Here is a 26,175-nt window from a genome sequence, read left to right on the forward strand (position 1 = left end):
GAGCGGCGCCTCACGTGTCGCTGGGCACCCGGCAGTCCGCGGGCTGGGCCTTGCCCTCCGGCCAGCCGATGCCGACGTACCGCAAGTCCTCGGTACGCGGGTCGAGTTCGACCACGGCCACCGGCTTGTCGTACGCGTTGCCCGCGTTGGTCAGACAGATCCAGCCGCTGGTCCCGCGGACCCGGTTGACCGCTTCGAGGCGCTGCCACATGTCGGAGACCCGTTTCAGCGGCGGCACGGTGCCCTCGGTCTGGGCGTTGGCGAGCAGCACGGCCTGGGCGATGGTGCGTGTGCCGTCGTACACCAGCATGGTGCGGGAGTCGTCCAGGCGTACGTCCCCGATGTCCCCGGCGCTCCCCTTCTTGATCAGCGCGCGCAGCTCGTTCAGCTCCTGCTGGGGTTCCGTGAAGCGGGCCGGGCGCTCCTTGGCGCCGTCCTTGTGGCTGAGTTCCCGGTTCCAGGCGTCGGGGTGGCCCGGGGCCGCGTACTGCACCGTGATGACGGGTTCCTTCCCGCCGCCGCGCAGCCTGTCCCAGTCGTCGCCGCTCATATAGCGGTTGAGCGTGGCCGCGCCCGAGCCGCTGACGATCGTGTACTTCTTCCCCCTGCACTGCACGTCGGCCAGCTTCAGGGCGAAGAGCCGCAGGTGGACGGGGCGGCCCGCGAAGTAGACGTAGTGCGCCGAGGACTGGCAGATGTTCTGGGCGATGAGCGTGAAGTCGTTGCCCGTGTCCCCCGGGTCGGTGATCGAGGGGGACTCGAAGGGCTGCTCCTTGGGTCCCGGCGGTCCCTTCTCGTCGCGGCTGAACGCCTTGGCGAGCGACTCGTTGTAGATGTCGTGCGGCCGCTTGTCCCTGACCAGGACGGTCTGGTCGTCGTCCAGCTTGCCGTGGAAATTGGCCAGCGCGTCCGCCTGCTGGCGGTTGGTGGGGATGATGCGGGCGAGGCCGGGATAGGGGTCCTTGCCGGTGCTGTTCTCCGGATTGGCGAGTTCGTCGGCGCTGACGCGGGCGGCGAGGACGGGGATGTGCAGCTCGTTGGTCAGGCGTTTGATGGCTTGTTTCGTCGCGTTCAGGCTGAGGTTGAAGCCGGTCACGGCACGGAGGTTGTCGCGCTTGTCGGTCGACATGTCCGCCAGTTGGTCGACGACCTTCTCCTGCTGACCGTACGCGTCACCGGGGTTGGCCAGGACCAGACGCAGCAGGGGCGTGCTCTCCTCGCGGTTCGCGCGGTACTGGGCGAGGTAGGCGCCCTGGATCTCGCTGCGGAGCTGCTTGCGCTCGGCGGCCATGTCGGACTGGAGCGGCAGCATCAGGGCGACGGTGATGTGCGGCTTGTCGCCGACGAACTCCTCGTTCTCCTTCGCTATCGCGCGGGCCACCTCGGTGATCTCCGGGGTGCCGAAGTCGTAGCCGGTGCCGTTGACACCGATGCACTCGCCGTCGTGCTTCTCCACGCCGGTGGCGCAGCTCTCGGTCTCCTGTTCCCACGGGCGCGGCAGGAAGAGGTAGGCGAGTACGCCCACGGTCACGAGACCGAGGACGGTGAGGATCTTGCGCCTCAACGTCGCCCAGAACGTGTTGTACAGCCAGTCCCTGAACCCTCTCAACGCCGCTGCCCTCCCTCTCCGGACGGTGACTTCCGGTGACGTGCTCAGCCGAACCCGATGTGCTCCGTGCACCTGCACCGCTTCAGCGGCTGCTTGTCGTCGGCCCGGTCCCCCCAGTCGCGGGCCACGTGGACGAGGAACGCGGCCCCGTCGGCCGCCCTTGCCGCGTCGGCCCCTTCGGGCCCCTGGTCCCGTACCGCCTCGTCGGCGACCCCCGCCAGTTCCTCGCTCAGCTCACGCAGCGGGCCGCGCAGGGCGCCCGGCACGGTCTCGTCCAGCGGCCGGGTCCGCTCCTCGCTCAGCCATGCCGCGTGCAGCAGCCGGTCCACCTTCCGGCGCCGGGTGTCGCCGCGCACCTGGGTCTCGCCGAGCGCGTGCGCGAGCCGGTCGTCGGGCGCCCCGATGAGGGGGGCGTCGGCGATGGCGAGCAGCTCCCCGCACCAGTCGCGGGTGGGGCGGTCGAGGAAGGTGTCGGAGAGGTAGCGCGTGACGAGTTCCGCGCCGTCGGAGGCCAGCAGGTGGTGCATGCGGTGTGCGGCGGCGGTCACGAACAGCTCGTCGGGGTGGTGGTCGCCGAGGTCGCGGTAGTGCCCTTGCAGCAGGGCGTGGTCGGCGTGCCAGGCGGCGCCGTCGGCGCGCATCCGGTGGAGCCTGCGCATCAGCAGGCGGCGCAGGCCCAGGTCGCCGATGAAGTGCCGGGGACAGTGCGGCCAGCCGCTGTCCTCCAGGAGCTCGGCGATGCGGTACGCGGACAGGCGCTCGTCGCGGCCCTCCTGCGCCGCCCGCATCAGGGTCTGGGCGCACTCCGCGTCGTGGGCCACCGAGAGGTGGCTGAGCAGGTCCAGCCAGTGGCCCCGGTGCTCCGGGGGCAGCTCCTCGGGGAGCTGCCGGACGACGAGTTCGTCGAGGAGTACGTCGGCCACCGGCCGGTCGGCCACCGGGCGCCCCTGGTCGTCCTCCCCGGCGGGCACGCGGGCGTCGAGCAGCGCCCAGTCGCCGCAGTCGGCGGGCTCGTCGAAGGTCAGTGACGCGGTGGCCTCGCCGAGCCGCGTCACGAACAGCGGGCGCCCGGCGCTGAGCCGGTGGATGCCGCTGTCGATCCGGAGCCGCGTGGCGTTGCCCGCGCCTTCCTGGCGGGTGCGCAGCCTGCCGGTCTCGGCCTTCTGCTGCTCGCGCGTCAGCTTGGGCATGCGTACGAGGAGGACGCCGCGCCACAGTGGTGCGTGGTCCGGCACGTGCGCCGCCGGACGGCTCCACTCGGGCAGTCCGCCGAGGACCGGCTCCCACACGGCCGGGGTGGCCGGGGAGTTGCCCGCGTGCCGCAGGAAGCGGCCGCCGTCCTCGCGGCGCGCGGTGGCGAAGACCATCAGGCGGTCGTGGCGCCCCAGCTCCCGGTCCTCCAGGGTCGGCTTCACCAGCTTCCTGCCGAGCGGGTTGTCCGCGTGGTCGAGCAGCAGGGCGGGGCGGCCGACACGTGTCAGGCGGCCGTGGACCGAGCGGTAGGCGGCGTCGACATCCTGCCGCAGGGCTCTGAGCAGGAAGTTCTCCGCGATGCGGCGGGATTCGAAGCCCTGCTGGAAGTCGGCGGCCAGAGCACGCAGCCCGGCGCGCGGCTGGCCGCCCGCTCCGGGGTAGTCGCCGTAGGTCTCGGCGAGGGCGGCCTTGCCCTCGGCGGATGTCCGCGCGAACAGCCCTTCGATCAGGGCGTTGACGAACGGCCCGACCACGGGATCGACGATCAGTCCGCCGACGAAGCCCAGATAGTTCTGGGCCGCCCCTCTGACCACCCCTCGCCAGAACGAGCGCGGCGGCAGCAGCTCGTCGAGGCGGCGCACCTCGTCCACCAGGGCGGCGGGGTTGGCGAGGCCGTCGCTGCCCGCGGCGGCGGCGAGTCCCGCGTACAGCCGGGGCACGGCGATGGCGCCGCCGTCCCCGTCCCAGTCGCCGTACTGCAAGGCGATGGTGCGCAGCACCTCGGTCACCTCGGAGCGGCTGCCGGGCCGCTGCTCGGCCTGTTCGCGGCATTCGGTCCGGGCGCAGTCGACGTACGCGGTGGGGACGCGCGGCCCGAAGTGCCGCCGCACACACCTCAGAAGCCGCCCTTTGCCCATTCCGGGCCCGCCCACGAGAAGGACCACCGGCAGATCGGGCCCGAAGAGCGGTTCCTTTTTGCGCCCGGCCGCGGTCTTCCCGAGCAGCCGGGCGACCAGGCCGCCGTCACCGAGCAGCTCTTCGAATCCGAGTTCATCAGGCACGGGCGCTCTCCGCGGCCATGGCGGCCAGTTGGTCAATTGGTGGCACGCCAGGTTAGCCAAGCCCCCGGACTTTAGGGAGTCTTTTGAAAACCCCCTGGAATTCGGCTGATTCACGCTTACGCACCGGCGCGCCGACGCAACCGGCGTCAAGGAAATCGCCGGTTTAGGGGGCACGGGGCTGTTCGGTATCTGCGCCGCATTCACCACGTACGGCTCGCGGGGAGGCGAGTCGAGCCGCACCCGTCAGCCGCGCCTCAGCCCCTGCTCCCGCTCCCGCTCCCGCTCCCGCTCCCGCCGCGACACCACCGCCCGCAGCACCCGCCGTCCCTCCATGGAGACGTCCAGCGCCTGCCGCAGACCGCCCGCCGGCCCCGCGCCCTTGTTGGACAGGAGCTCCAGGATCTGCACCTGCCGCCGGAGTTCGGCCGCGACCAGCGGCGTCATGCCGTCCGTGCGGCCCTCGCAGCGCGCCGCCACCGTGCGGGCACCGCCGGTGGGCGCGGTGTCCAGCAGGCGGTGGACCTGGAGGGCCGCGACGGAGCAGCCGTCGGCCCACTCCCGTACCGCCGGGCCCGAGCGCGCTGCGGGTACGGCGTCGAGCATGCGGCGGGCGAGCGCGACGGCCTCCTCGGAGGGCCGGCCGGGGGTGCCCGGCGCGGAGGTGAGCGCGGCGCGCGCCTCGGCCAGCGGCCCGCCCCAGTCGGCGCCCTCCGCGAGTCTCGCCCACAGCGGCCGCAGCAGTTCGTCCTCGCCGCCGAGGACCGGCACGCAGCGGTCGAGGCAGGCGAGCCCGCTGGCCGCGAGGCCTCGCTCGTCGGCCTGAGCGATCAGCTCCACCAGGCTCATGCTGTATGTCTCCCGTCACGGACCTACCTGCGCTTCATCCTTACTGCGCGCGCTGCCCCGGGAACGTCACTGCACGTCAATGCCGCGTCACCGCGGTCATCACCGCGGCCGTCACCGCGGCCGTCACCGCGGCCGTCACCGCGGCCGTCACTGCGGCACGACGCCGAGCCGGTCCAGGAAGCGGAAGAAGAGCTGCTCCGCCGACGGCTCGGCGTCGGCGTTCAGCACGTCGAGCAGCGCGGCCGCCCGCACCGTCCTGCCCGACTCGGCGGCCCAGGCGACCGCGCGTCCGGCGGCGTCGCGCGGCTCCAGGAAGTAGTCCTCCACGGTCAGCTCGCCGTCGCCGAGGTACGCGGCCATCGCGCGCCGCGCCAGGCATGTCGTCCACGCCCCGCTCTCGGGCGCCGCCGCCTCGATGACCACGCAGTCGCTGTCCATCACGTATCCGAAGAGCGCGGGCGCGCCCGTCTCCAGGGCCAGCGCGTTCATGTTCCCGACGTCGCGCGCGCCGTCGCCGCCCGGCACCTCCCACACCTGCCAGCCGTCGGCCCGCCGGTCGAGGAGGGCGAGGTCGTCCCGTACGCCCGCGAGCGCCGTGGACTCCGCGAGCGGCCGCTCGCTCCTGCCCACGACGTAGTAGCCCCAGTAGCCCATGCGCGTCCCCCCGCTGTACTCCGTACCGACCGCGTTCAAGCCGTTCTGCCCACTCCGGTGGCAGTTCTCCCCTCCTGGCCGAATACACCACGCGGTTACGCGAGTTCGCCACCGGAAGGGGGCGATCACGGAGCGGCGAAGGGCTCCGGCGCCGGCTGCGCCAGGGGCGGGCCCAGCCTGGCCTTGCGGTCCTGCATGCGCGTGAGACGGAGCACGAAGACGATGGCCAGCACGGCGGCCGCGATGTCGAGGGCGTCCGTGAGCATCAGGCCGTTGACCGCCGACCTGATCTCCTCGGCCTCCTCGGCGTCCCCGTACGTCCGGGACGCCCAGCGGCCGACGAAGATGTTCACCACCCACAGCGTCCACCACGCGTTGATGAGCGGGTGCGGGCCGCGCGCCGCCGACGGGTCGAGCGTCAGCGTACGGTCCAGGGCCACGGAACGGTCGCCGCTCGCGTCCCAGATGTCGAGGGCGATCCGCCGCGGGAACCAGAGGTTCACGACCGGCACGAACCAGCCCCACACCGTCCAGCCGCGCGTCTTCCGATGGATGTACGGCTCGAACACCTCGGCGTTCACGCGCACCCGGCGGAACCAGACGAGGAAGACGACGCAGGTCGCGATCAGCGCCACCATCTGCGCGGACCCGCTGTGCGCGTACAGCACGTCGGCGTGCTCCGCCTCCCGCTCGATGTCCGCCCCGTACTCGCCCGCGATCACATCGTTCATCACGTCGCGCATCACGGTGCCCGCCCACAGCGCGTACAGGTCGATGGCGATGACGACGCCGAGCAGCACCGCGACGGCCCGGCCGAGCCCGACCGGCGAGCGCAGCCAGGCACCGGCCGGGGCGGGCGGCGGGACCGGCGGCGGCGCGGACGCGGCGGCCGCCTGGACGCAGACGTCGCAGAGCCCCTGCGACGTCGTCGCCGTGTTGAACTGACATGACGTGCACAGCATTACTGAGCGACCCCCCACGGGTTCACGGGCATACGCGAGCATGGATTGACAGAACACAATGGATTGACAGAACACATACGAAGAGCCGCCCGTGTCCCTCCCCAGGGCGCGCCCGGCGGCTACCGGCGGCGGCTACCGGACGGTATCAGCGAGTTTGACGAAGTCATTCCACGAAAGCGCGGGCCTTCTCGGGTCCCACAGCTTCTGGACGGTGGCCCGCAGCGGCATGCGGATGCCCTCGGCGACCTGCGCCTGCGTCTGCGACCCGGCGAGATCGCACCAGACCGCGAACGACCCGCCGAGGATCTGGTCGTCGTACTCCTCGCTCACCGGCCGCGTGCCGCGGATCACCAGCGGGGTCCAGCTCTCGTAGATCCGCTGTCCGGTCGGGTAGCGGAAGGCGTTGGGCTGCCCGAGTACGTAGTAGAGGTACTCGTCGTTGTAGTTGACCAGCTCGCGCCCGGCCTTGAGATACTCCACGGGGTCGCGGGCGCCGATCTCCTTGCCCGTCCAGTACGCGACTTCCAGGTCGTCGGCGGGCTGGACCTGGCCGCCGCGGAAGAAGCCGTCGTTCCACGCCTTGAGCTTCTTCTCGTACGGGCGTACGGCCTCGGCCCGGTCGTTGAGCCAGTCCGTCGCCAGGTCCTGCACACGGCCCTCGGGCCCGTACCGCTCGCGGGCGGCGGCGGCCAGCCGGGGGTAGGACGCCTCGGGGTTCTTGACCATGAGGGCGCGGTATTCGTCCGCGCCGAGATGCCAATAGCGGCCGGGGAAGAGCTCCGCGTACTCCTCCAGGAGGTCGTCGACGATCTCCGCCGCCTCCGGATCGGTGATGTCGACGGCGCCTGGCGTCGCGGTGCCGCGGGCGTCGCGGAGCTGGAGCGAGGGGTGCTTCCGGATGACCGCGCCGAGGTGACCGGGCGAGTCGATCTCCGGCACGACCGTGATGTGGCGGCTCGCGGCCAGCTTCAGGATGCGGCGGACCTGGGCCTTGGTGAGGTGGTCGGAGGAGACGATCTCGGGGTGCGAGTCCGACTCGATGCGGAAGGCCTGGTCGTCGGAGAAGTGCAGGCCGAGCTGGTTGTACTTGAGGTCGCCCAGCTCGCGGACGCGGTCCTCGATCCACTCCGCGTCGAAGTGTTTGCGGGCTATGTCGATCATGAAGCCGCGCTGCGGCTTGGCGGGCCGGTCCCTCACGACGCCCTCGGGGGCCGTCCGGCCCGCCTTCACCTCTTGCTTGAGGGTGCGGGTCCCGTAGAAGACACCGGCCTCGGCGGGGGCGGTGATGCGGACCCTGCGGTTCTTCACGGAGAGGGTGTACGACTCCGGGTCCGCGTCCTCGTCCGGGGCGAGCGCCAGTTCCACGTCCCCCCGCCGGGGCGTCTTCTCACCGGCGTACTTCAGCCGCAGCTCTCCGGCGAGCAGGCGGCCCTCGTCGGCGAGATCCTGGTGGCGGACGACCACGCGGCCCGCGTTCTCCTGGGGGCGCCAGCCGGGGCCGCGGGCGGCGGTGTGCTCGCGCACGGCGGGGATGGTGGCCGGGGCCTTCGACAGGGGGTACCCCTTGCTGGGCCCCGGTGTGCGCGACGCGGTGGGCTTTCCGGCCGAGGGAGGCGAATCCGCGGGTTTCGTCCGGCCTCCACCCGCGTCTGCGCCGGGCCAGAACGCCACGGTCAGCGCGACGGCTCCGGCGACGACGACGGCACCGCCGGCCGCGACGGGCCCACGCTTCACCGCCGCCTCCTCAGAGGGTGCCGGTGCGATGGCTCGGCGCCCCGGTCCTGCCTCTGCGGTGCATGGGATCGGCCGCAACCTCCACACCCCGAAAAAACCCGGCCGCTCCGCAGCGGCCTCCCCCACCCACGCACCCGTCCACCCGGTATCACAAGCCACCACCGCCTGGCGAAGCGAACACACCCACCGGACAACTCGAGGTAGACGGGCGGGCGGGCAGGAGCAACCCGCAATACCTCCCACCACCCACCCGCAGATCGAACACGCCCACCAGGCAACCCCAAGCAAACGGGCGGGTGGGCGGGAGACGCCCGCAGCGCAACCGACCACCCACCCGCAGACCGAACACCCACCCCAGACCCAGCACGCCCACCGGGCAACCCGAGGTAAACGGGCGGGTGGGTGGGAGACACCCTCAGCGCAACCGACCACCCACCCGCAGATCGAACACGCCCACCAGGCACCCCCAGGCAAACGGGCGGATAAGCGCCCCGTCGCGCGGCGCCGGCGCACGTCCACGTCCGCCCCCACCACCCCGCACCAGAAGTCACAGCCATACCGCCACGCTACGACGCGCCCCCGCGAGGCGCCCCCGCGAGCCCCCGTCAACCCGCGAAGCGAATCTCCCCCATCCGAGTGAAAATTCGCTCACCCACCGGACGTCTCTCTCCGCCCCTGGCTAGCGTTACGTCCCCATACGCACCGTCCAAGTCCCGTCCACGCACCGCCCCCAACAAGACACACGCACCACCCCGCCCCCGGCCCAGGAGCACCCGCTGTCCCCGCACCGTTCCCCCCGATCCCCCGGCGACGCCGCCCACGCCGCCGCCCCGGAGGCCACGCCGGAACAGTTGAACCGCGCCACGCCGCACGCGGCCGAAGCCGCGCTGCTCACCTGCTGCGGCAGCCTCCGCTGGGCCCGCCGCGTCGCCGCCCACCGGCCCTATCCGGACCTCGACGCGCTGCTCGCCGCCTCCGACGAAGCGACGTACGACCTCTCACCCGCCGACCTCGCCGAGGCCCTGGCCCGCGAACCCCTCACCCCGCCGGCACCCGACCACGGGGCACCCCACCACGGGGCGCCCCGGACGGCGTACACCACCGCCCCCGGGACGCCCCACGCCACGTACACCGCCGCCCACACCGCCCTCCGCGCCGCCCACGCCGCGTACGAGAGCCGCTTCGGTCACGTCTTCGTGGTCTGTCTCGACGACGTCGCCCCGAACGAGGCCCTCGACCACCTGCTCTCCACCCTCCGGTCACGCCTCGGCAACGATCCGGAGGAGGAACGCGCCGTCGCCGCCGAAGAGCTGCGCCGGCTGGCCCGCGGCCGTCTGACGCGCCTGACCAGGCGCCACACCGCCCAGGGCACTCGCTCGGCAGCGCGCCCTGATAGCCCGTACGTGCCTGTTTGATTGCCTGTTTGATCACACCTGCGGACCCGGCGCAGGGCTACCGACAACTCGTCGATACGATGACGAGCGGCCGGTGGACCGTACCCGGCCGGGCTCGTCCGACAAGAAGCCGGCCGGCCCCAATCCCCGCTCCCGGAGGGTTCTTCCGTGCCGGCTGGAACGCTGTACCGCGGCCGGGAAGGAATGTGGTCATGGGTGGCTCATCGAGTCACCGGCGTCCTCATCTTCTTCTTCCTGTTCGTGCATGTGCTCGACACCGCTCTCGTCCGCGTCTCCCCGGAGGCGTACGACGATGTCGTCAGCACCTACAAGACGCCCCTCGTCGCACTCCTCGAGTACGGCCTGGTCGCCGCCATCCTCTTCCACGCGCTCAACGGCCTGCGCGTCATCGCCGTCGACTTCTGGTCGAAGGGTCCCCGCTACCAGAAGCAGATGCTCTGGACCGTCGTCGGCATCTGGGTCGTGCTGATGGTCGGGGCGCTCTACCCCGTCCTCGGCCACGCCGTCCGCGAAGTCTTCGGGAGCTGACGCCAGACATGTCTGCTGACACCACGCTTGAGAAGTCCGGCTCGTCCGGGGTGGGCCCCGTCGAGGGTGCCTCGCTCTACGACGTGGACCACCCGGCCCCGCTCATCGAGGCGCCTCGCAAGCGCACCGCCAAGACCCCGCGCTCGACCCGCGGCAACTTCGAGATGGCCGCATGGCTCTTCATGCGCCTGTCCGGTGTCGTGCTCGTCGTCCTCGTCCTCGGCCACCTGCTGATCCAGCTGGTGCTCGACGGCGGCGTCTCGAAGATCGGCTTCGCGTTCGTCGCCGGCCGCTGGGCCTCGCCGTTCTGGCAGGTCTGGGACCTGCTGATGCTGTGGCTCGCGATGCTGCACGGCGCCAACGGCCTGCGCACGGTCATCAACGACTACGCCGAGCGCCCGAACACGCGTCTGTGGCTCAAGGGCCTGCTGTACACCGCCACGGTGTTCACCATCCTTCTGGGCACGCTGGTGATCTTCACCTTCGACCCGAACATCCGCTAAAGCCGAGGCGACCTCAGTGAAGATTCACAAGTACGACACCGTCATCGTCGGCGCGGGCGGCGCCGGCATGCGCGCCGCCATCGAGGCGACGAAGCGCAGCCGCACCGCCGTGCTCACCAAGCTCTACCCCACCCGCTCCCACACGGGCGCCGCGCAGGGCGGCATGGCCGCCGCGCTCGCCAACGTGGAGGAGGACAACTGGGAGTGGCACACCTTCGACACGATCAAGGGCGGCGACTACCTGGTCGACCAGGACGCCGCCGAGATCCTCGCGAAGGAGGCCATCGACGCGGTCCTCGACCTGGAGAAGATGGGGCTGCCGTTCAACCGCACCCCGGACGGGACGATCGACCAGCGCCGCTTCGGCGGTCACACCCGTAACCACGGCGAGGCCGCCGTCCGCCGGTCCTGCTACGCGGCCGACCGCACCGGCCACATGATCCTCCAGACCCTTTACCAGAACTGCGTCAAGGAGGGTGTGGAGTTCTTCAACGAGTTCTACGTCCTCGACCAGATCATCGTCGAGGTGGACGGGGTCAAGAAGAGCGCGGGCGTCGTCGCGTACGAGCTGGCGACCGGCGAGATCCACATCTTCCAGGCGAAGTCCGTGGTCTACGCCTCGGGCGGCACCGGCAAGTTCTTCAAGGTGACCTCGAACGCGCACACGCTCACCGGTGACGGCCAGGCCGCCTGCTACCGGCGCGGGCTGCCGCTGGAGGACATGGAGTTCTTCCAGTTCCACCCGACCGGCATCTGGCGCATGGGCATCCTTCTTACGGAGGGCGCCCGCGGTGAGGGCGGCATCCTGCGCAACAAGGACGGCGAGCGCTTCATGGAGAAGTACGCGCCGGTCATGAAGGACCTCGCGTCCCGTGACGTCGTCTCGCGCTCCATCTACACGGAGATCCGTGAGGGCCGCGGCTGCGGCCCCGAGGGCGACCACGTCTACCTCGACCTCACGCACCTCCCGCCGGAGCAGCTGGACGCGAAGCTCCCGGACATCACGGAGTTCGCGCGCACCTACCTCGGCATCGAGCCCTACACGGACCCGATCCCGATCCAGCCGACCGCGCACTACGCCATGGGCGGCATCCCGACGAACGTCCAGGGTGAGGTCCTCGCGGACAACACGACGGTCGTCCCGGGCCTGTACGCGGCGGGCGAGGTGGCCTGCGTGTCGGTCCACGGCGCCAACCGCCTCGGCACCAACTCGCTCCTGGACATCAACGTCTTCGGCAAGCGCGCGGGCATCGCCGCCGCCGAGTACGCGGCGAAGGCCGACTTCGTCGAGCTCCCGGAGAACCCGGAGGAGCTGGTCGTCTCCCAGGTCGAGCGGCTGCGCGACGCCACGGGCACCGAGCGGGTCGCCGAGCTCCGCAAGGAGCTGCAGGAGACCATGGACGCCAACGTCATGGTGTTCCGCACCGAGCAGACGATCAAGACGGCGGTGGAGAAGATCGCGGAACTCCGCGAGCGCTACCTCAACGTCTCGATCCAGGACAAGGGCAAGCGGTTCAACACCGACCTCCTGGAGGCCGTCGAGCTGGGCAACCTGCTCGACCTCGCCGAGGTCATGGCGCAGTCCGCGCTCGCCCGCAAGGAGTCCCGCGGCGGCCACTACCGCGAGGACTTCCCCACCCGCGACGACGTCAACTTCATGCGCCACACCATGGCGTACCGCGAGGTCGGCGACGACGGCACGGAGACGATCCGTCTCGACTACAAGCCGGTCGTCCAGACCCGCTACCAGCCGATGGAGCGTAAGTACTGATGGCAACCCCGACCCTCGACAAGGAAGACGCCAAGCCCGAGGCGGGCTTCGCCGACTCCCCGTACATCACGATCACCCTCCGCGTCCGCCGCTTCAACCCCGAGGTCTCGGCGGATGCCGTCTGGGAAGACTTCCAGCTGGAGATCGACCCCAAGGAGCGCGTCCTCGACGCCCTCCACAAGGTCAAGTGGGACATGGACGGCACGCTGACGTTCCGCCGCTCCTGCGCGCACGGCATCTGCGGTTCGGACGCCATGCGGATCAACGGCCGCAACCGGCTCGCCTGCAAGACCCTGATCAAGGACATCAACCCCGAGAAGCCGATCACGGTCGAGCCCATCAAGGGTCTGACGGTCCTGAAGGACCTGGTCGTCGACATGGACCCGTTCTTCCAGGCGTACCGCGACGTGATGCCCTTCCTCATCACGAAGGGCAACGAGCCGACGCGCGAGCGTCTGCAGAGCGCCGAGGACCGCGAGCGCTTCGACGACACGACGAAGTGCATCCTCTGCGCCGCCTGCACGTCCTCGTGCCCGGTCTTCTGGAACGACGGCCAGTACTTCGGCCCGGCCGCGATCGTGAACGCGCACCGCTTCATCTTCGACAGCCGTGACGAGGCGGGCGAGCAGCGCCTGGAGATCCTCAACGACAAGGACGGCGTGTGGCGTTGCCGCACGACGTTCAACTGCACGGACGCGTGCCCGCGTGGCATCGAGGTCACGAAGGCGATCCAGGAGGTCAAGCGCGCGCTGATCACGCGTCGCTACTGACCCGGCTTCCGCCTGTACGTCACTGTGGGCCCCGCTCCTCCTCCGGAGCGGGGCCGCTTCGTCATCGTCTTCCGGTGCGGGCCAGATGGGGGCGCTCACGGCATGGTCCTCGCGCGCCTGCGCCCGCACGGCGGCCGCCGTCCTACGCTGACGGAATGTCAGATATGTCAGACAACCAGTCGGTCGGCCTGTCCGTTGAGCCCTCCGCGGAGCTGCTCGGCTTCGACAACGTCCTGCTTCCCGTCGGCGACCTCGGGGAGGCCGTCGGGTTCTACGAACGCGCCGGGTTCCCGGTCTCGTTCCGGCTCGACGAGATCGGGCTCGCCATCCTGAAGGTGGGCAAGGAGACCCCGGGCCTACTGCTGCGCGTGGAGGACGGCATCATGCCGCGTACGCCGCCGTGGCCCTCGCCCCGCGTGTGGCTGGAGGTCCGGGACGCCCGGGCCAAGGCGCGGGCGCTCGCGGACGCGGGGGTCGTGCTGCTCGCCGAGCCGTTCTCCGTCGCCACCGGGTGGACCGTGGAGATCGCCGACCCGTGGGGCAACGTCATCGGCTTCACGGACTACCTCAAGCGCCCGGAGCTGGCGCGGAGTTCCTGAAGCGCGGAGTTCCTGAAGCGCGGAGCTAGCGCCAGCCCGCGCCCCCGTCGGCCTCCGCCACCAGCATGATCCGTCGCAGCATGTCGGAGAGCCGCGTGCGCTCCGCCGCGTCGAGCACGCCGAGGAGGCGCTCCTCCTCGTGGCCGAGGACGGCCATCGCCCCGCGCCACGTCGCCCTGCCCGACTCGGTCAGCTCCACGTCGACCCGGCGGCGGTCCCTTCTGGACGGCGTACGGCGGACCAGGCCGCGGCGCTCCAGGCCGTCCAGGCGGCCCGTGACGGAGGCCGGGGCCAGGTCGAGGTCCGCGGCGAGTTCGGAGGGGCTCGCCGCGCCGCCGCGGCCCGCCAGCTTGTGCAGGGTGTCGAACTCCTGGCGGTCCAGCTCGAAGTCGGCGAGCGACTGCTCGCGCACGCGGCGCAGATGGACGGTGAGCTTGCTCATGCGGGTGACCGCGCCCTCGATGTCCGGGTCGAGCGTGGGCAGTACGGGGAGCCACCGCTCGACGTGCCCGTCGGTCCAGTCCCGGGCCGGCTGCCCGTCGGCCGCGTCCTCCCGCTGATCCGCCGTGTCGGGTCCGTGATCCGGGCTCTGCTTTTCCGCCATGCCGACGACACTAACCCCCTCCCCTTCGGCATCGGATATTTCGTTGACGAATACTTCGGAAGCGAAATACTGTCCCCGCATGCCGCTGCTGCTCCCCCGCATCCCGTCGTCTCCGCTGCTGTGCAACCGCCCCTTCCGGCTGCTCTTCCTCGGCCGCACCCTGTCCCTGATCGGCGACGCCGTCATCCCCGCGGCTCTCGCCCTCGCCGTTCTCCGCGCCACCGGCTCCAGCTCCGCGCTCGCCCTCGTGCTCGGCTGCGCGATGGGGCCCCGGCTGCTCCTGCTGCCGCTCGGCGGGGTCGTCGCGGACCGCTTCAACGCCCGTACCATCGCCCTCACCACCGACCTGTTGCGCTGCGGGGTCCAGCTCTTCGTGGGCGTCGAACTGCTGGGCGGCGACCCGCGCTTGTGGCACATCGCGGCGGCCGAGGCCGTCGGCGGCGCCGCGTCCGCCTTCGCCCTGCCGACGCTGCCGCGGCTGATCACCGGCACGGTGACAGCGAAGGACCGGCACGGCGCCAACTCCCTGTTCGGCGTCGTCAGGAGCAGCACCGCGCTCGCGGGCCCCGCCCTCGCCGGACTCCTGATCACCTCGGCGGGACCCGGCTGGGCCTTCGTCCTGGACGCCGCCTCCTTCGCCGTCAGCGCCTGTCTGCTCTCGGCCGTCCGCATCCGCCGCGAGGTGCCGACGGGACCGCACCGCTCCCTGCGCAAGGACCTCGTCGAGGGCTGGCAGGAGGTGCGGCGCCGCGACTGGTACTGGACGAGCCTGATCGCCCACGCCGCCTGGAACTGCGCCGCCGCCGTGCTCATGACTCTCGGTCCCGCCCTCGCCGTCGCGGAGCTCGGCGGCGAGGAGGTGTGGATCGGCATCCTCCAGGCGGGCGCGGTCGGGCTGCTGCTCGGCTCGCTGCTCGCCGGGCGGGCGCGGCCCAAGCGGCCGATCCTCATGGCCAATCTGGGCCTCGCGACGTACGCGCTGCCGCTCGCGCTGCTCGCCGCCGAGGCCCCCGCGCCCGCCGTCATCGCCGCCTACGGCCTCGCCCAGGCCGGCCTCGGCTTCCTCAGCCCCGTCTGGGCGACGTCGGTGCAGGCGGCGATACCGTCCTCGGTGCTGGCCCGCGTCACCTCGTACGACTGGCTGCTCTCGATGGCCGCGATGCCGCTCGGCTACGTCCTGGCGCCGCTCATGGCGAGCGCCTGGGGCACCGCGACTCCGCTGTGGATCGCCGCCGCGGTCGTGGGCACGGCGTGCGCGGGGACGGCGGCGGTGCCGGGCGTGCGCCGCTTCACCCTCCCCACGCGCGCGGACGGACCGGAGCCGGACCTTCCGTCAAAGGAGCCTGGCGCCGTCGGAGCCGGCTAGAGGTCGTCACTGACGGTGGACCGGCGGCGCCCCGCCTCGGGAGTCGGCGCGCGGCTCAGGCGTTTCGCGAGGCCAGTTCCACCACCGTGATGTCCGACGGCGCCCCGACGCGCACCGGCGGCCCCCACGCGCCCGCGCCCCGCGACACATACAGCTGCGTGTCGCCGTACCGCTCAAGACCCGCGAGCGTGGGATTGGCCAGGTCCGCCACGAAGTTGCCCGGCCACAGCTGGCCGCCGTGCGTGTGGCCGGAGAGCTGCAGGTCGACGCCGTGCTCGACGGCGTCGTGGATGACGACCGGCTGGTGCGCGAGGAGCACGGAGGCCCGTGAGCGGTCCCGGTCGCCGAGTGCCTTGACGAAGTCGGGCCCCTCGCCCTCGCTCTCGCCCGCCACGTCGTCGACGCCGGCGAGGTCGAACCAGGGCAGCTCCGTACGGGCGTTCTGGAGTGGGCGCAGACCGAGTTCGCGCACATGCTCGACCCACTGCTCGGCTCCGGAGAAGTACTCGTGGTTGCCCGTGACGAAGTACGCGCCATGCCGCGCCCGCAGCCCGGCGAGCGGTGCGGCGGCCGGGCCGAGGTCCTCGACGCTGCCGTCCACCAAGTCACCGACCACCGCGATCAGATCGGGCTGCGTGGCGTTGATGGTGTCGACCACGCGCTGCGTGAAGCCGCGTCCGAGTATCGGCCCGAGGTGGACGTCGCTGACCACGGCGATCCGGAACCCGTGCGCCCCGCGCGGCAGTTTGGCCAGCGGCACGGTGACCCGTTTCACCTTGGGCCCACGGAGCACACCGTACGTCCCGTAGCCGACGGTCCCCACGGCGGCGGCCGCTGCGGCGCCCCCGACGACACGGGAGACGAAGAGACGGCGGGAGGGGGCGGGGGTCTGGGCGGCCTCTACGGAGACAGCCTCTTGGGAGGGCCCGTCTTCGGAGGGCTCCGCCGCGCCCTCGTCCCCGGAGGGCGTACGTTCCGCCCACCGCCGCACCAAGGGACGCACCAACTCCCCTGCCAGCAGCGCGAGCAGAAGATAGAGCGAGACCGCCAGCCACAGGAAGCCGGGCCAGGCGAGCACCTGCTGGAGCAGGAAGGGCGCACCGGTCCGTTCCGCCACGAGCGCGGCGAACATCAGCAGCGGACCGGCGACGAAGACGACCGTGCCCGCGCGGCGGGCGAGGCCGGGCCCGGCCGTCGTGTCCCGCACGAGGCGGCGCCACGCGTACCAGTGGAGCCCGGCGAAGGCCGCGAGCACGGCGAGGCCCACGAGGACCATGAGGACGGCCACGGCTATGACGTACGGCGCAGAGCGCGGACTCCACGGAACCCGATGGTCCCTACCACCGTCCCCAAGACAAAGGAGACAACGGCGAGCGTCAGGTGCACCCAGAAGTACCCGGTCGGGTCGCCCGCGTCATCGAAGGCGAGCCCGCTGCCGTCCTTCCACAGGTTCTTGACGAAAGTGATCCACGAGACACTAACCAGCACCACCAAAACCAGCAAAAGAAAGCCCAGGTCAGCACTCATGAGCCAAGATCTAGTCATGTCGCCCTTCGTGTCTCCCAACGTCCCAGACAGCCAACTGGACGTGGTCCGCGTCTTCCTGTACGCCCGTCAGTCCTCCGGGCGAACTGACGGGTCCGAAGTCTCAACTGAGGCGCAACTAGCCGCAGGACGAGCGCTCGTGGCCTCCCGATCACTCCAAGGAGTCCCATGGGTCATCGTAGGTGAGTTCGTTGACGTAGGCCGTTCCGGGTGGGACCCCAACGTTGTACGTGCCGACTTCGAGCGCATGATGGCCGGAGTACGCGCCGGCGAAGGTGACGTTGTCGTCGTCAACGAGCTGTCACGCCTCACACGCAAGGGTGCTCACGACGCGCTTGAGATAGACAAGGAGTTCAAGAATCACGGCGTGCGCTTCATGTCGGTTCTTGAGCCGTTTCTAGACACGTCAACCCCTATCGGTGTCGCGATATTCGCACTGATTGCGGCACTTGCGAAGCAAGACAGTGACCTGAAAGCTGAACGGCTCAAGGGAGCGAAGGACGAAATTGCCGCACTGGGCGGAGTTCACTCTTCGTCGGCACCGTTCGGAATGAAGTCCGCGCGCAAGAAGATAGACAAAATCGTCGTCTCGGTTCTTGAGCCAGACGACGAGAACCCGAAACACGTTGAGCTTGTCGAACGCATGGCGAAGATGTCCTTTGCCGGAATTTCAGACAACGCCATAGCAACGACGTTCGAGAAAGAGGAAATCCCGCCCCCTGGAATGGCAGAGAAGCGCGCAACCGAGAAGCGGCTAGCGTCAATCCAGAAGCGCCGAATCCACCCCACAGACAAGCCCATCACATGGCGCGCTCAAACCGTCCGATGGATTCTCAATCATCCCGCTATCGGTGGGTTCGCATTCGAGCGCGTGAAGCGTGGCAAGGCGTACGTCAACGTCATACGACGTGACACAACCGGAAAGCCCCTCACCCCACACACGGGGATCATGAGTGGCTCACGGTGGCTTGAGCTACAGGAGAAACGCAGCGGCAAGCAAAAGCCCGACCGCAAGCCCGCTGCCGACGTAGAACCGACCCTTCTCAGCGGATGGATGTTCCTAGGGTGCGGAATCTGTGACGGGTCCATGGGGCAGAGCCCTGGGGGCACAAAACGCAACGGTGAAAAGGCCGAAGGAAACTACATGTGCTCCAACCCAAAGGGGCACGGTGGGCTGACCGTCAAGCGAAGCGAAATAGACGAATACGTTGCACGGCGAGTATGGCAGCGCCTAGCTACAGCCGACATGGAAGACGAAGACGACCAAACATGGGTGGCAGCGGCAGCGGAACGGTTCGCACTCCAACGCGACCTAGCCGGCGTTGCCGATGACCGGCGCGAGACACAGGCGCACCTAGACAACGTGCGACGCTCCATCACGGACCTACAGGCCGACCGTAAGGCAGGGCTGTACAGAGGCCGCGAAGAGCTTGCAACATGGCGAGCCACGGTCTTGCAGTACCGCTCATACGAAACTGAATGCGTCGACCGCCTTGCCGAATTGGACGAAGCGATTAGCGCCAGCACTCAGGTACCCAACGAGTGGTTCAGCGGCAGCGACCCCCTGAACCCTAAGAGCCCATGGGCAACATGGGACGTGTACGCACGCCGCGAATTCCTCGGGTTCTTCCTTGAGGGTGTGAGTGTTGGCAGGGGTCGTGACCCGGAGACGAAGCGCCTCATCCCGATCAAGGACCGCGTAGAACTCCGGTGGGTGAAGCTGCCCGACAACGATGAAGAGGTCACCGAAGCGAGCGAGGCAGAGCTAGCAAGCCTGTAGGACACAGCGGAAAGGGTCCGATCCTTCGGGGTCGGGCCTCTTTTTGTACCCTTAGATAGTTAGTTAGACTAACTATGCACATCTTCCTGCACGACCCCCGGTGAGAATCCCCTTCCTGACCTGGGCTTATGCAATAGTGCAGCTTTGTACTTGATCTTGGTAACACAATAGAAAACCTATAGAGAAACCGGAGGAGCTTGCAAACCTGCAAACCTGCACCCTGCCCGCTGTCAGCCGGCGAACCACAGCAACCTCCGCGCGGGAATCCCCTCCGCTCTAGGGAATCCCCTTAGCTCTAGTACTAGTGAGCCGGAAGAGGTAACGCGCACCCTTCCACACCAGATACGGCGGTCAGAACCCTCCGGCTCATGAGCGTCTGCGCGCTCCCCGGCTTCTTTCCGGGTTGTAGCCCAGGGCTTCGGATCGGTAGCTCAATTGGTAGAGCAGCGGGCTCTTAACCCGCGTGTTGCAGGTTCGAGCCCTGCCCGATCCACTTGCATTCAGCCTGCTCTCAAGAGTAGGTAGGGGGCGCCTACCCATAGGGGGGTGCCTACAGAAGGGGGGTGGGTAGCCCATGCGTACACGGTGTCTTGAGTGTCGAGAGTGGGCTACCCACAGCGGTAGGTGTGCACTGCACCACAGCCACTACACAGCACGTAGGTCCGTGCAGTCACACATCAAGAGGCGAGAGGCAATAGCGCGTGGCAACAATGCTGCGGCTCGTCTGCGTAAGGCTGTGCGTAAGGCTGTCGGGGGGCAGTGCACTACATGCATGGGTTGGTACCTGCCTTCTCAAGTAGACATCGACCATGTCAGGCCCCTTGCTCGTGGTGGTGAAGACATTGACACCAACGTGCAAGTGCTTTGCAAGCAATGCCATAAGGCGAAGACGGCAATGGATTTCGGAAAGCGCCCCTTCTAGGGGGAGAGCGGCCCGAAAGTTCCCAGAAATTTTCTACAGCGATCCCGGCCCCAGCTCGGAAAACGCACGCTAGGTGTAAGGCTGATTTTGGCCGGAGCGCCACCCGTGCTCACCTGGGCTGACGCTGTGAATGCCCCACTTTGTACCCGCCACGAAGGCACCCGCTAAGGGGGATGAAAGCTCCGTTAGGGGGTGCCATGAGCCACGCTAAGAGCCCTGAGATACGCACCGGGAACGCCAACTATGCCGCTGAGGCTGAGGCACCGATTGTGTACGAAGGTCGTGCTCCCCGCGCTCCGGGTCACCTGGGGTCCACGGGTAGAGAAGTGTGGCGCGCTGTCTGGCAGGCCGGCTCAGGCGCGTACTCCCCCGACACTGACCGCAACCTGATCCTTCGGTATGCGGAGCTGTACGACCGACGCTCTCAGCTCATGGGCGCTGTTGACGCTGACGGTCTCATGACGATTGGCAGCACGGGTCAGCCTGTTGTGCACCCGGCAATGCGGTACGTCGAGAGCACGGAGAAGGAACTTCGCGCTATCGAGACCGTCATTGGATTCACGCCCGAAGCCCGTATGCGGTTGGGACTCGTGGCTGCCGAAGCCCGCAAGATTCAAGCGGGACCCGAAGACTTCTGAGGCGGTGACCGGTGAGCAAGATTGACCCGGTCATCTCTCGGCACATTCCCGCTGACGCGCCTTTTCCTTCTGAGGGTTACCGCGTCGCGAAGTGGATTCAAGAGTTCTGCTACTTGACTGGCTCGTTCGCGGGCCAACCCTTCAAGCTCCTGCCGTGGCAGCGTGAACTTCTCGTTGACGCATACCGGCTTGAGCAAGACGCGTTTGGTCAGTGGAAGCGCAAGCACAGAATGGCTGTCGTGTGCATTGCCCGTAAGAACGGCAAGAGCACAATTGCGGCAGCCATCATGCTCTATCACTTGATTGCCGACCGCGCGGATATGCAGCGGCAGGTGATCGCGGCAGCCAACGACCGCAATCAGGCTCGTATGGTTTTCGACGCGGCGAAGCAAATGGTCAACGCGTCCCCGAAGCTCTCCGCCGTGTGCGACGTGCAGCGCGACATTATCCGGTACAAGGACAACACGTACCGGGTCGTGAGCGCGGACGCTGGACGGCAACAGGGGTTGAACCCGGTTGCCGTCTCGTTGGACGAGTACGCGTTCAGCAAGAACGCCGACCTGTTCGACGCGCTCACGCTGGGGTCTGCCGCGCGTAACCAACCCATGACATGGATTGTGTCGACCGCCGGCCCTGATCCTGACGGACCGTTCGCCGCGCTGTGCGAGACCGGTGAGCGTGTGAACTCCGGTGAGCTTGTTGACCCCACGTTGTTCTATCGCTCGTGGGGTCCGCGCATCGGTGACACGGTGGACCACCTTGACCCCGAAGTGTGGAAGGCGTGCAACCCGTCTTTCGAGATCCTGAACGAAGACGACTTCAAGGCTGCCGCTCAGCGCAGTACGGAAGCGTCGTTCAGGATCTACCGACTGTCTCAGTTCGTGCGTGGTGCGTCCACGTGGCTGCCTCACGGACTGTGGGACAGCCTTGCGGAGGATGACAACCTTCTACCCGCTCAAGCCGTTGTGCTGGGCTTTGATGGCTCTTGGAAGGGCGACTCAACGGCCCTTGTGGCGTGCCGAGTTGAAGACCTTCGCGTGTTCGTCCTAGGCCACTGGGAAGCCCCTCAAGGGGACGCTCATTGGCGTGTGCCCATGCCCGACGTGCGCGAGGCACTACGGGAAGCGCTGGACACGTACAGGGTCGTGAACCTTGTTGCGGACCCGTACCGCTGGGAAGAGACGCTAGAGAACCTTGAGGCTGAGGGTTACCCGGTAGAAGCCTTCCCGACCAACTCACTTGCCCGCATGGTGCCTGCCACTCAGGCCGTGTACGACGCGGCTCGTGACGGTCGGATGAGCCACGACGGCAACCCGTCCCTTGCGCGGCACATCGGTAACGCCGTGATCCGTGAAGACGCTCGTGGCGCGCGAATCACGAAAGAGCATGCGTCGAGTCGTCGAAAGATCGACCTTGCCGTGGCCATGATCCTCAGCGTTCACGGTGCCGTGATGTGGCGCGAAGACAACGGGGACTTCGTCAACACGGCGATTCTCACGACGTACGAAGACGACGAAGGCGTTCACATCATCGGCGGTGAAGCCGGGATGTTTGACGACTAGCCCACTCTCAAGAGTAGGCAGGGAGGGGGACCCGGTGGGTTTCTGGTCAGACCTGATCCGCCCGAAGGAGACCCCGACCGAATCGCGTGAATGGGTGCCGTATGACCCGACGCTGTACGGCACCCTTACCGCTGCTTCCGGTGAGCGGGTAACCCCTTCCGATGCGCTACAGGTGAGCGCGGTCTTTGGCTGTGTCCGTCTTCTCTCGGAGACGATTGCCACGCTGCCCGTTGCCACCTACACGAAGCGTGGCGGGACTCAGCGCGCTATCACTTCGCCGGAATGGTTGGACTACCCGAACGCCGAGCCGGGGGGCATGGGGCGGATTGACATTCTGTCTCAGACCGTTCTCAGTCTTCTGCTTGACGGGAACGCCTACCTTGCCGTTCGTTGGCAGGGGCCGAACATCGTGGGTCTTGACGTGCTTGACCCCACGTCCATCATCCCTCACATGGTCATGGTGGACGGTCAGCGCCGGAAGGTGTTTGAGGCGTTCGACGTTGACGACGATGGCAACGAAGTCGCTCTTGGGTGGTTCGCGCCCCGGGACATTCTCCATATTCCCGGGATGATGCTGCCCGGTGAGTTCGCCGGCTGCTCCCCCATCACGTATGCGCGTGAGTCCATCGGCCTTGCTCTCGCTGCACAGAAGTACGGCAGCAAGTTCTTTGCGAACGGTGCTGTTCCCGGTGCGGTTGTTGAAGTGCCCGGGACTATGTCCGAAGACGGCTTGAAGCGCGCGCGTGAGGCGTGGCGCACAGCGAACACGGGCGTTGACAACTCCCACCGGGTTGCGCTTCTCACCGAAGGTGCGAAGTTCAGCAAGGTCGCCATGAGCCCGGACGAAGCACAGTTCTTGGAGACGCGACAGTTTCAGGTTCCGGAGATTGCGCGCATATTCGGCGTTCCCCCGCACCTGATCAGCGACGCTACGAACTCCACTTCTTGGGGCTCCGGTCTTGCTGAACAGAACATCGCATTCAGCATGTTCTCTTTGCGTCCGTGGCTTGAGCGCATTGAGGCAGGGTTCACGCGTCTGCTGTACGCGGAGTCTGCCGACCGTTTCCGGTTCGTCAAGTTCGACCTTGACGAGATCAAGCGCGGTGCTCCGAAGGAACGTATGGGGCTGTACGCGCTGGGGCTGTCCAACGGCATCTATTCGATTGACGAAGTGCGTGCTGCTGAGGATCTTCCGCCCCTTCCTGACGGGTTGGGTGAGGCGTACCGCGTCCCCATGAACCTTGCCGAAGTCGGTGTTGAGCCTGAGCCCGCTCCCGAGCCCCCTGCCATCGAACCACCGGCCGAAGACGAGCCGGACGAAGAGAAGCCGGACGAAGAGCCGGCTGACGAAGGGGGTACGGATGACTGACCTTGAGCGTAGGTTCGCGGTCAGCCCACCGGAAGAGCGCAAGGCGGACAACGGCGAGATCGTCATGCGCGGTTACGCCTACCGCTTCAACGAGCTGTCACACGACCTGGGCGGGTTCCGTGAGCGGATCGTTCCGGGTGCGGGTGCTCCGTCGCTGCGACAGAACGACGTGTTGGCCACGTTCAACCACAACGTGAACGCTCTCCTTGGGCGTACGGGTGCGGGGACGCTCAGGGTCGGTGAAGACCGTGAGGGCGGGTTCTATGAGATTGACCTACCCGACACCACGACCGGCCGTGACGTTGCCGCTCTCCTCAAGCGCGGTGACCTTCGCGGTAGCTCCTTCACCTTCCGCGTGCTGGACGGTGGGCAGCGTCGGGCAGATGACGACGACCCCGAGACGAACCTTCCGATTCGAGAGATCACGGCAATGGACGTTGCCGAAGTCGGACCGGTTGTGAATCCCGCTTACCCGACTACTCAGGCAGCGCTTCGCTCCGTCGAACAGGCCCTAGGCATAGGGGACTTCGCTCCCCCTCCGCCCGAATCTGAAGAGCGAAACGACCAACCGGCTTCCGACACATCGGAGCCGGTTTCTTATTTCAACGAACGGGCGCTTCTCCGCGCTCTTGAAAGGGCGGGTGCCTAATGGACGCGAAGACCCTGAGCGCCAACTTTGAGGCGCGTGAGCGTGCGACCCACGAGCTTCGTGCTCTTACCGACGAGTTCGCCGGTAAGGACATGACCGCTGAGGCGCGCGAGAAGGAGACGAACCTCCTCACTGCCATAGCGGACTTTGACGGTCGGATCAAGCGTGGCGTTGACGCTCTCGCAGCGACCCAGGATGTCACTTCCCTCATGCAGGGGCTCAAGGGCTCCGGCAGCAAGAAGGACACTCAGGACAAGCTTGCGGACGCTGCGGCTCAGCTTCGGTCTCTGGGTGGGGCTGACGGCTTCGGCAAGATGCTTGAGTTCCGCGCGGAGCACGGTGACGTTGAGTCTCGCGCTGTTGACCGGCCCAGCAACCCGAACGTTCTGACCCGGACCCTGTACGGTCAGCTTCTCGCTCAGGCCGTTGAGCGCTCCACCATCATGCGCAACGGTGCGAGCATCGTGACCACGTCCAGCGGTGAGCCGATTGACTTCACCGTTGTCACCGGTCGCGCGTCTGCGTCCATCGTTGGCGAGAATGCGAACATCCCCGAGTCTGAGCCGACCACGATTCAGAAGTCTGTGGGCGCTTACAAGTACGCGTACGCGTCGACTGTTTCGTCCGAGTTCATCGCCGATCAGGCGCTTGACCTTGTCGGCTTCCTTGTCGGTGACGCGGGTCCGGCCATTGGTGACGGCATGGGTCGTCACTTCCTGACCGGTACCGGCACGGGCCAGCCGAAGGGCATTTTCACTTCCGCTCCCGCTGCCACTGCCGCGTTCGCGCTTAACTCGCCTGACGGTGTTGTTGCCGACGCGCTCATTGACCTGTCTTACGAGCTGACTCAGTCGTACCGCCGGGACGCTAAGTACGTCGTGGCGGACAAGACTGCCGCACTCATGCGCAAGCTCAAGGACGCAAACGGTCAGTACCTTTGGGCTTCCGGTCTCGTCGCCGGCGCTCCGGACACCTTCAACGGCAAGCCGGTCCTGACGGATGACGGTGTGCCCGCGACCAAGGTTCTGTTCGGCGACCTGGGCAGGTACCGCGTGCGTCTTGCCGGTCCCCTCCGCGTTGAGCGGTCGGTTGATTACAAGTTCCTGAACGATCAGGTCGTGTACCGGTTTATTCAGCGTGCGGACGGTCTCCTTGTGGACGAGCGTTCCGCGAAGGTTCTGACCATTGGTGCGGGTGCCTAGTCCCGCTTGACGGGAAGGGGTCAGCCCACTCTCAAGAGTAGGTTGCCCCTTCCCCGCTGAGGGGTTCACATGGCGTACGCCGACATTGCAGAGATTCGCACGCTGGATGGTTTGGAAGATTCCGGCCTGTTCAGTGATGCCCTCCTATCCGAAGCGATTGACTTCGCAATTGAGATCGTTGAAGTCTACTGCGGGCAGAAATGGGACACGGTAGACAACCCGACTCCGGAAACCATCCGTTGGTGCGTCCGGACGATTGCGCGTCAGTACGTGCTTGACCACGTGTCCCGTATTCCTGATCGCGCCCTACAGCTTCAATCCGAATTCGGCAGCATTCAGCTTGCACAAGCCGGGGGCTCGTTCCGTCCGACTTCTCTGCCGGAAGTGAACGCGAAGCTGAACTTGTATCGCGTGCGCGTTCCGTTCATTTTCATGTAGGGGGACAGCGTGGCGTTCATGTTTGACACGAAGTCCGCGCTGTTCGAACGCCTCAAGGCTTCGGTTCCGGCCGGAGTTCAGTGCACTTACGCCGAGACCGGAGACAATTCCCGGCGGCAACAGGTGTGGCTAGGGGCATCCACTGACGACGACCTTGCGTCAGCCGGCATGCGAGAAGGCCGGAAGCCCACGAACGTCACGGGCTACGTGGAGGTTCATGCGGTCGCGATCTCTCCGGGTAACCCGATTGACGCGGAGCGCTCCGTGTACGTGCTGCGGGACAGCATCACTGAGGCGTGCGCCACGGTCGACAGAACGGCCGTGACGGGGCTCGTAGACCTTCGGCCGGAGTCAGCGGCAGTCGAGACTTCCGAGACGACCGACGGGGCGTTCAGCGCTCTCACAGTTCGCGTCCGCGTTCGTGGTCGCGTTTACCAGTAGAAGGGGGCGCAAG

The 26,175-nt window shown here is 67.8% G+C and carries 25 protein-coding genes and 1 tRNA gene; 17 read left to right on the plus strand and 9 right to left on the minus strand.

Annotation, left to right across the window (positions count from 1 at the left end; genetic code table 11):
- Positions 1-10: 10 nt before the first annotated feature.
- The 6 genes from ACWDZ7_RS00470 to ACWDZ7_RS00495 all read right to left on the minus strand — a co-directional run bounded on the left by ACWDZ7_RS00470 (position 11) and on the right by ACWDZ7_RS00495 (position 8,060).
- The gene (locus ACWDZ7_RS00470) at positions 11-1,609 is read right to left on the minus strand and encodes an amino acid ABC transporter substrate-binding protein (protein WP_451793687.1); all 1,599 of its coding nucleotides are present in this window, start codon (positions 1,607-1,609) and stop codon (positions 11-13) included.
- Between the two features lie 44 nt (positions 1,610-1,653).
- Entirely contained in the window at positions 1,654-3,864 is a 2,211-nt protein-coding gene (locus tag ACWDZ7_RS00475) for a hypothetical protein (RefSeq protein ID WP_451793689.1), read from the minus strand.
- A gap of 243 nt (positions 3,865-4,107) precedes the next feature.
- A complete protein-coding gene (locus ACWDZ7_RS00480; RefSeq protein ID WP_451793691.1) occupies positions 4,108-4,710 on the minus strand; it encodes a hypothetical protein in 603 nt (200 codons plus the stop codon).
- Between the two features lie 147 nt (positions 4,711-4,857).
- Positions 4,858-5,364, minus strand: coding sequence for a hypothetical protein (locus ACWDZ7_RS00485; RefSeq protein WP_451794140.1), 507 nt, complete (start codon positions 5,362-5,364; stop codon positions 4,858-4,860).
- Positions 5,365-5,489: 125 nt separating this feature from the next.
- Positions 5,490-6,326 carry a DUF4328 domain-containing protein gene (locus tag ACWDZ7_RS00490; protein ID WP_451793693.1) on the minus strand — a complete coding sequence of 279 codons (837 nt, stop codon included), beginning with the start codon at positions 6,324-6,326 and terminating at the stop codon, positions 5,490-5,492.
- Positions 6,327-6,458: 132 nt separating this feature from the next.
- Positions 6,459-8,060: a beta-N-acetylhexosaminidase gene (locus ACWDZ7_RS00495; RefSeq protein WP_451793695.1), complete on the minus strand. Its 1,602-nt coding sequence runs from the start codon at positions 8,058-8,060 to the stop codon at positions 6,459-6,461.
- Between the two features lie 851 nt (positions 8,061-8,911).
- Between ACWDZ7_RS00495 and ACWDZ7_RS00500 the strand changes: the two genes are divergently transcribed.
- From ACWDZ7_RS00500 to ACWDZ7_RS00525, 6 genes are all read left to right on the plus strand, one after another.
- A complete protein-coding gene (locus ACWDZ7_RS00500) occupies positions 8,912-9,475 on the plus strand; it encodes a 2-oxo-4-hydroxy-4-carboxy-5-ureidoimidazoline decarboxylase (protein ID WP_451793697.1) in 564 nt (187 codons plus the stop codon).
- Positions 9,476-9,622: 147 nt separating this feature from the next.
- Positions 9,623-10,003: a succinate dehydrogenase, cytochrome b556 subunit gene (sdhC, locus tag ACWDZ7_RS00505; protein ID WP_076684883.1), complete on the plus strand. Its 381-nt coding sequence runs from the start codon at positions 9,623-9,625 to the stop codon at positions 10,001-10,003.
- An 8-nt stretch (positions 10,004-10,011) separates the two neighbouring features.
- Positions 10,012-10,506 (plus strand): succinate dehydrogenase hydrophobic membrane anchor subunit, encoded by a 495-nt coding sequence (locus ACWDZ7_RS00510; protein ID WP_451793699.1) that lies wholly within the window; start codon positions 10,012-10,014, stop codon positions 10,504-10,506.
- A 16-nt stretch (positions 10,507-10,522) separates the two neighbouring features.
- On the plus strand, positions 10,523-12,277 hold the full coding sequence (sdhA, locus tag ACWDZ7_RS00515; protein ID WP_451514904.1) for a succinate dehydrogenase flavoprotein subunit: 1,755 nt from the start codon (positions 10,523-10,525) through the stop codon (positions 12,275-12,277).
- Positions 12,277-13,047 carry a succinate dehydrogenase iron-sulfur subunit gene (locus ACWDZ7_RS00520; protein ID WP_451793700.1) on the plus strand — a complete coding sequence of 257 codons (771 nt, stop codon included), beginning with the start codon at positions 12,277-12,279 and terminating at the stop codon, positions 13,045-13,047. The genes sdhA and ACWDZ7_RS00520 overlap by 1 nt, the downstream gene beginning before the upstream one ends.
- Before the next feature lie 155 nt (positions 13,048-13,202).
- On the plus strand, positions 13,203-13,646 hold the full coding sequence (locus ACWDZ7_RS00525) for a VOC family protein (protein WP_451793701.1): 444 nt from the start codon (positions 13,203-13,205) through the stop codon (positions 13,644-13,646).
- Between the two features lie 25 nt (positions 13,647-13,671).
- Here the strand turns inward: ACWDZ7_RS00525 and ACWDZ7_RS00530 are convergent, their stop codons facing one another.
- Positions 13,672-14,250, minus strand: a complete 579-nt coding sequence (locus ACWDZ7_RS00530) for a MarR family winged helix-turn-helix transcriptional regulator (protein ID WP_451793703.1) — start codon at positions 14,248-14,250, stop codon at positions 13,672-13,674.
- A gap of 79 nt (positions 14,251-14,329) precedes the next feature.
- On the opposite strand from ACWDZ7_RS00530, the gene ACWDZ7_RS00535 reads away from it, so the two are divergent.
- On the plus strand, positions 14,330-15,616 hold the full coding sequence (locus tag ACWDZ7_RS00535; protein WP_451793705.1) for an MFS transporter: 1,287 nt from the start codon (positions 14,330-14,332) through the stop codon (positions 15,614-15,616).
- Positions 15,617-15,671: 55 nt separating this feature from the next.
- On the opposite strand, the gene ACWDZ7_RS00540 is transcribed toward ACWDZ7_RS00535, so the two are convergent.
- The gene (locus tag ACWDZ7_RS00540) at positions 15,672-16,904 is read right to left on the minus strand and encodes a metallophosphoesterase (RefSeq protein ID WP_451793706.1); all 1,233 of its coding nucleotides are present in this window, start codon (positions 16,902-16,904) and stop codon (positions 15,672-15,674) included.
- Positions 16,905-16,906: 2 nt separating this feature from the next.
- Positions 16,907-17,143 carry an SCO4848 family membrane protein gene (locus ACWDZ7_RS00545; RefSeq protein WP_451793708.1) on the minus strand — a complete coding sequence of 79 codons (237 nt, stop codon included), beginning with the start codon at positions 17,141-17,143 and terminating at the stop codon, positions 16,907-16,909.
- Positions 17,144-17,159: 16 nt separating this feature from the next.
- Here ACWDZ7_RS00545 and ACWDZ7_RS00550 point away from each other — a divergent pair, with 16 nt between their 5' ends.
- The 10 genes from ACWDZ7_RS00550 (at position 17,160) to ACWDZ7_RS00595 (ending at position 26,162) form a co-directional block, all read left to right on the plus strand.
- Positions 17,160-18,941 carry a recombinase family protein gene (locus ACWDZ7_RS00550; protein ID WP_451793710.1) on the plus strand — a complete coding sequence of 594 codons (1,782 nt, stop codon included), beginning with the start codon at positions 17,160-17,162 and terminating at the stop codon, positions 18,939-18,941.
- A 420-nt stretch (positions 18,942-19,361) separates the two neighbouring features.
- Positions 19,362-19,434, plus strand: a tRNA-Lys gene (locus ACWDZ7_RS00555).
- Positions 19,435-19,713: 279 nt separating this feature from the next.
- Positions 19,714-19,863: an HNH endonuclease gene (locus tag ACWDZ7_RS00560; RefSeq protein ID WP_451793712.1), complete on the plus strand. Its 150-nt coding sequence runs from the start codon at positions 19,714-19,716 to the stop codon at positions 19,861-19,863.
- Between the two features lie 269 nt (positions 19,864-20,132).
- The gene (locus ACWDZ7_RS00565) at positions 20,133-20,501 is read left to right on the plus strand and encodes a phage terminase small subunit P27 family (protein ID WP_451794142.1); all 369 of its coding nucleotides are present in this window, start codon (positions 20,133-20,135) and stop codon (positions 20,499-20,501) included.
- Positions 20,502-20,512: 11 nt separating this feature from the next.
- Positions 20,513-22,063 carry a terminase large subunit domain-containing protein gene (locus ACWDZ7_RS00570; RefSeq protein ID WP_451793713.1) on the plus strand — a complete coding sequence of 517 codons (1,551 nt, stop codon included), beginning with the start codon at positions 20,513-20,515 and terminating at the stop codon, positions 22,061-22,063.
- A gap of 34 nt (positions 22,064-22,097) precedes the next feature.
- Entirely contained in the window at positions 22,098-23,432 is a 1,335-nt protein-coding gene (locus ACWDZ7_RS00575) for a phage portal protein (protein ID WP_451793714.1), read from the plus strand.
- Positions 23,425-24,081: an HK97 family phage prohead protease gene (locus ACWDZ7_RS00580; RefSeq protein ID WP_451793716.1), complete on the plus strand. Its 657-nt coding sequence runs from the start codon at positions 23,425-23,427 to the stop codon at positions 24,079-24,081. Before ACWDZ7_RS00575 ends, ACWDZ7_RS00580 begins: the two co-directional genes overlap by 8 nt.
- Entirely contained in the window at positions 24,081-25,283 is a 1,203-nt protein-coding gene (locus ACWDZ7_RS00585; protein ID WP_451793717.1) for a phage major capsid protein, read from the plus strand. Before ACWDZ7_RS00580 ends, ACWDZ7_RS00585 begins: the two co-directional genes overlap by 1 nt.
- A 69-nt stretch (positions 25,284-25,352) precedes the next feature.
- The gene (locus ACWDZ7_RS00590) at positions 25,353-25,721 is read left to right on the plus strand and encodes a hypothetical protein (RefSeq protein ID WP_451793719.1); all 369 of its coding nucleotides are present in this window, start codon (positions 25,353-25,355) and stop codon (positions 25,719-25,721) included.
- A gap of 18 nt (positions 25,722-25,739) precedes the next feature.
- Complete coding sequence (locus ACWDZ7_RS00595; protein ID WP_451793721.1) at positions 25,740-26,162, plus strand: hypothetical protein; 423 nt, start codon at positions 25,740-25,742, stop codon at positions 26,160-26,162.
- Positions 26,163-26,175 lie beyond the last annotated feature (13 nt).

The organism is Streptomyces sp. NPDC003032 (assembly GCF_053591415.1).

What these genes read in the sequence shown, in the direction of transcription:
- ACWDZ7_RS00590 (WP_451793719.1), top strand. Translation starts at nt 25,353, where the DNA reads ATGGCGTACGCCGACATTGCAGAGATTCGCACGCTGGATGGTTTGGAA.
- ACWDZ7_RS00535 (WP_451793705.1), top strand. Translation starts at nt 14,330, where the DNA reads ATGCCGCTGCTGCTCCCCCGCATCCCGTCGTCTCCGCTGCTGTGCAAC.
- ACWDZ7_RS00520 (WP_451793700.1), top strand. Translation starts at nt 12,277, where the DNA reads ATGGCAACCCCGACCCTCGACAAGGAAGACGCCAAGCCCGAGGCGGGC.
- ACWDZ7_RS00580 (WP_451793716.1), top strand. Translation starts at nt 23,425, where the DNA reads ATGACTGACCTTGAGCGTAGGTTCGCGGTCAGCCCACCGGAAGAGCGC.
- ACWDZ7_RS00485 (WP_451794140.1), bottom strand. Translation starts at nt 5,364, where the DNA reads ATGGGCTACTGGGGCTACTACGTCGTGGGCAGGAGCGAGCGGCCGCTC.
- ACWDZ7_RS00545 (WP_451793708.1), bottom strand. Translation starts at nt 17,143, where the DNA reads ATGAGTGCTGACCTGGGCTTTCTTTTGCTGGTTTTGGTGGTGCTGGTT.
- ACWDZ7_RS00595 (WP_451793721.1), top strand. Translation starts at nt 25,740, where the DNA reads ATGTTTGACACGAAGTCCGCGCTGTTCGAACGCCTCAAGGCTTCGGTT.
- ACWDZ7_RS00510 (WP_451793699.1), top strand. Translation starts at nt 10,012, where the DNA reads ATGTCTGCTGACACCACGCTTGAGAAGTCCGGCTCGTCCGGGGTGGGC.
- ACWDZ7_RS00585 (WP_451793717.1), top strand. Translation starts at nt 24,081, where the DNA reads ATGGACGCGAAGACCCTGAGCGCCAACTTTGAGGCGCGTGAGCGTGCG.
- ACWDZ7_RS00490 (WP_451793693.1), bottom strand. Translation starts at nt 6,326, where the DNA reads ATGCTGTGCACGTCATGTCAGTTCAACACGGCGACGACGTCGCAGGGG.
- ACWDZ7_RS00560 (WP_451793712.1), top strand. Translation starts at nt 19,714, where the DNA reads ATGGGTTGGTACCTGCCTTCTCAAGTAGACATCGACCATGTCAGGCCC.
- ACWDZ7_RS00550 (WP_451793710.1), top strand. Translation starts at nt 17,160, where the DNA reads ATGTCGCCCTTCGTGTCTCCCAACGTCCCAGACAGCCAACTGGACGTG.
- ACWDZ7_RS00480 (WP_451793691.1), bottom strand. Translation starts at nt 4,710, where the DNA reads ATGAGCCTGGTGGAGCTGATCGCTCAGGCCGACGAGCGAGGCCTCGCG.
- ACWDZ7_RS00530 (WP_451793703.1), bottom strand. Translation starts at nt 14,250, where the DNA reads ATGGCGGAAAAGCAGAGCCCGGATCACGGACCCGACACGGCGGATCAG.
- ACWDZ7_RS00525 (WP_451793701.1), top strand. Translation starts at nt 13,203, where the DNA reads ATGTCAGATATGTCAGACAACCAGTCGGTCGGCCTGTCCGTTGAGCCC.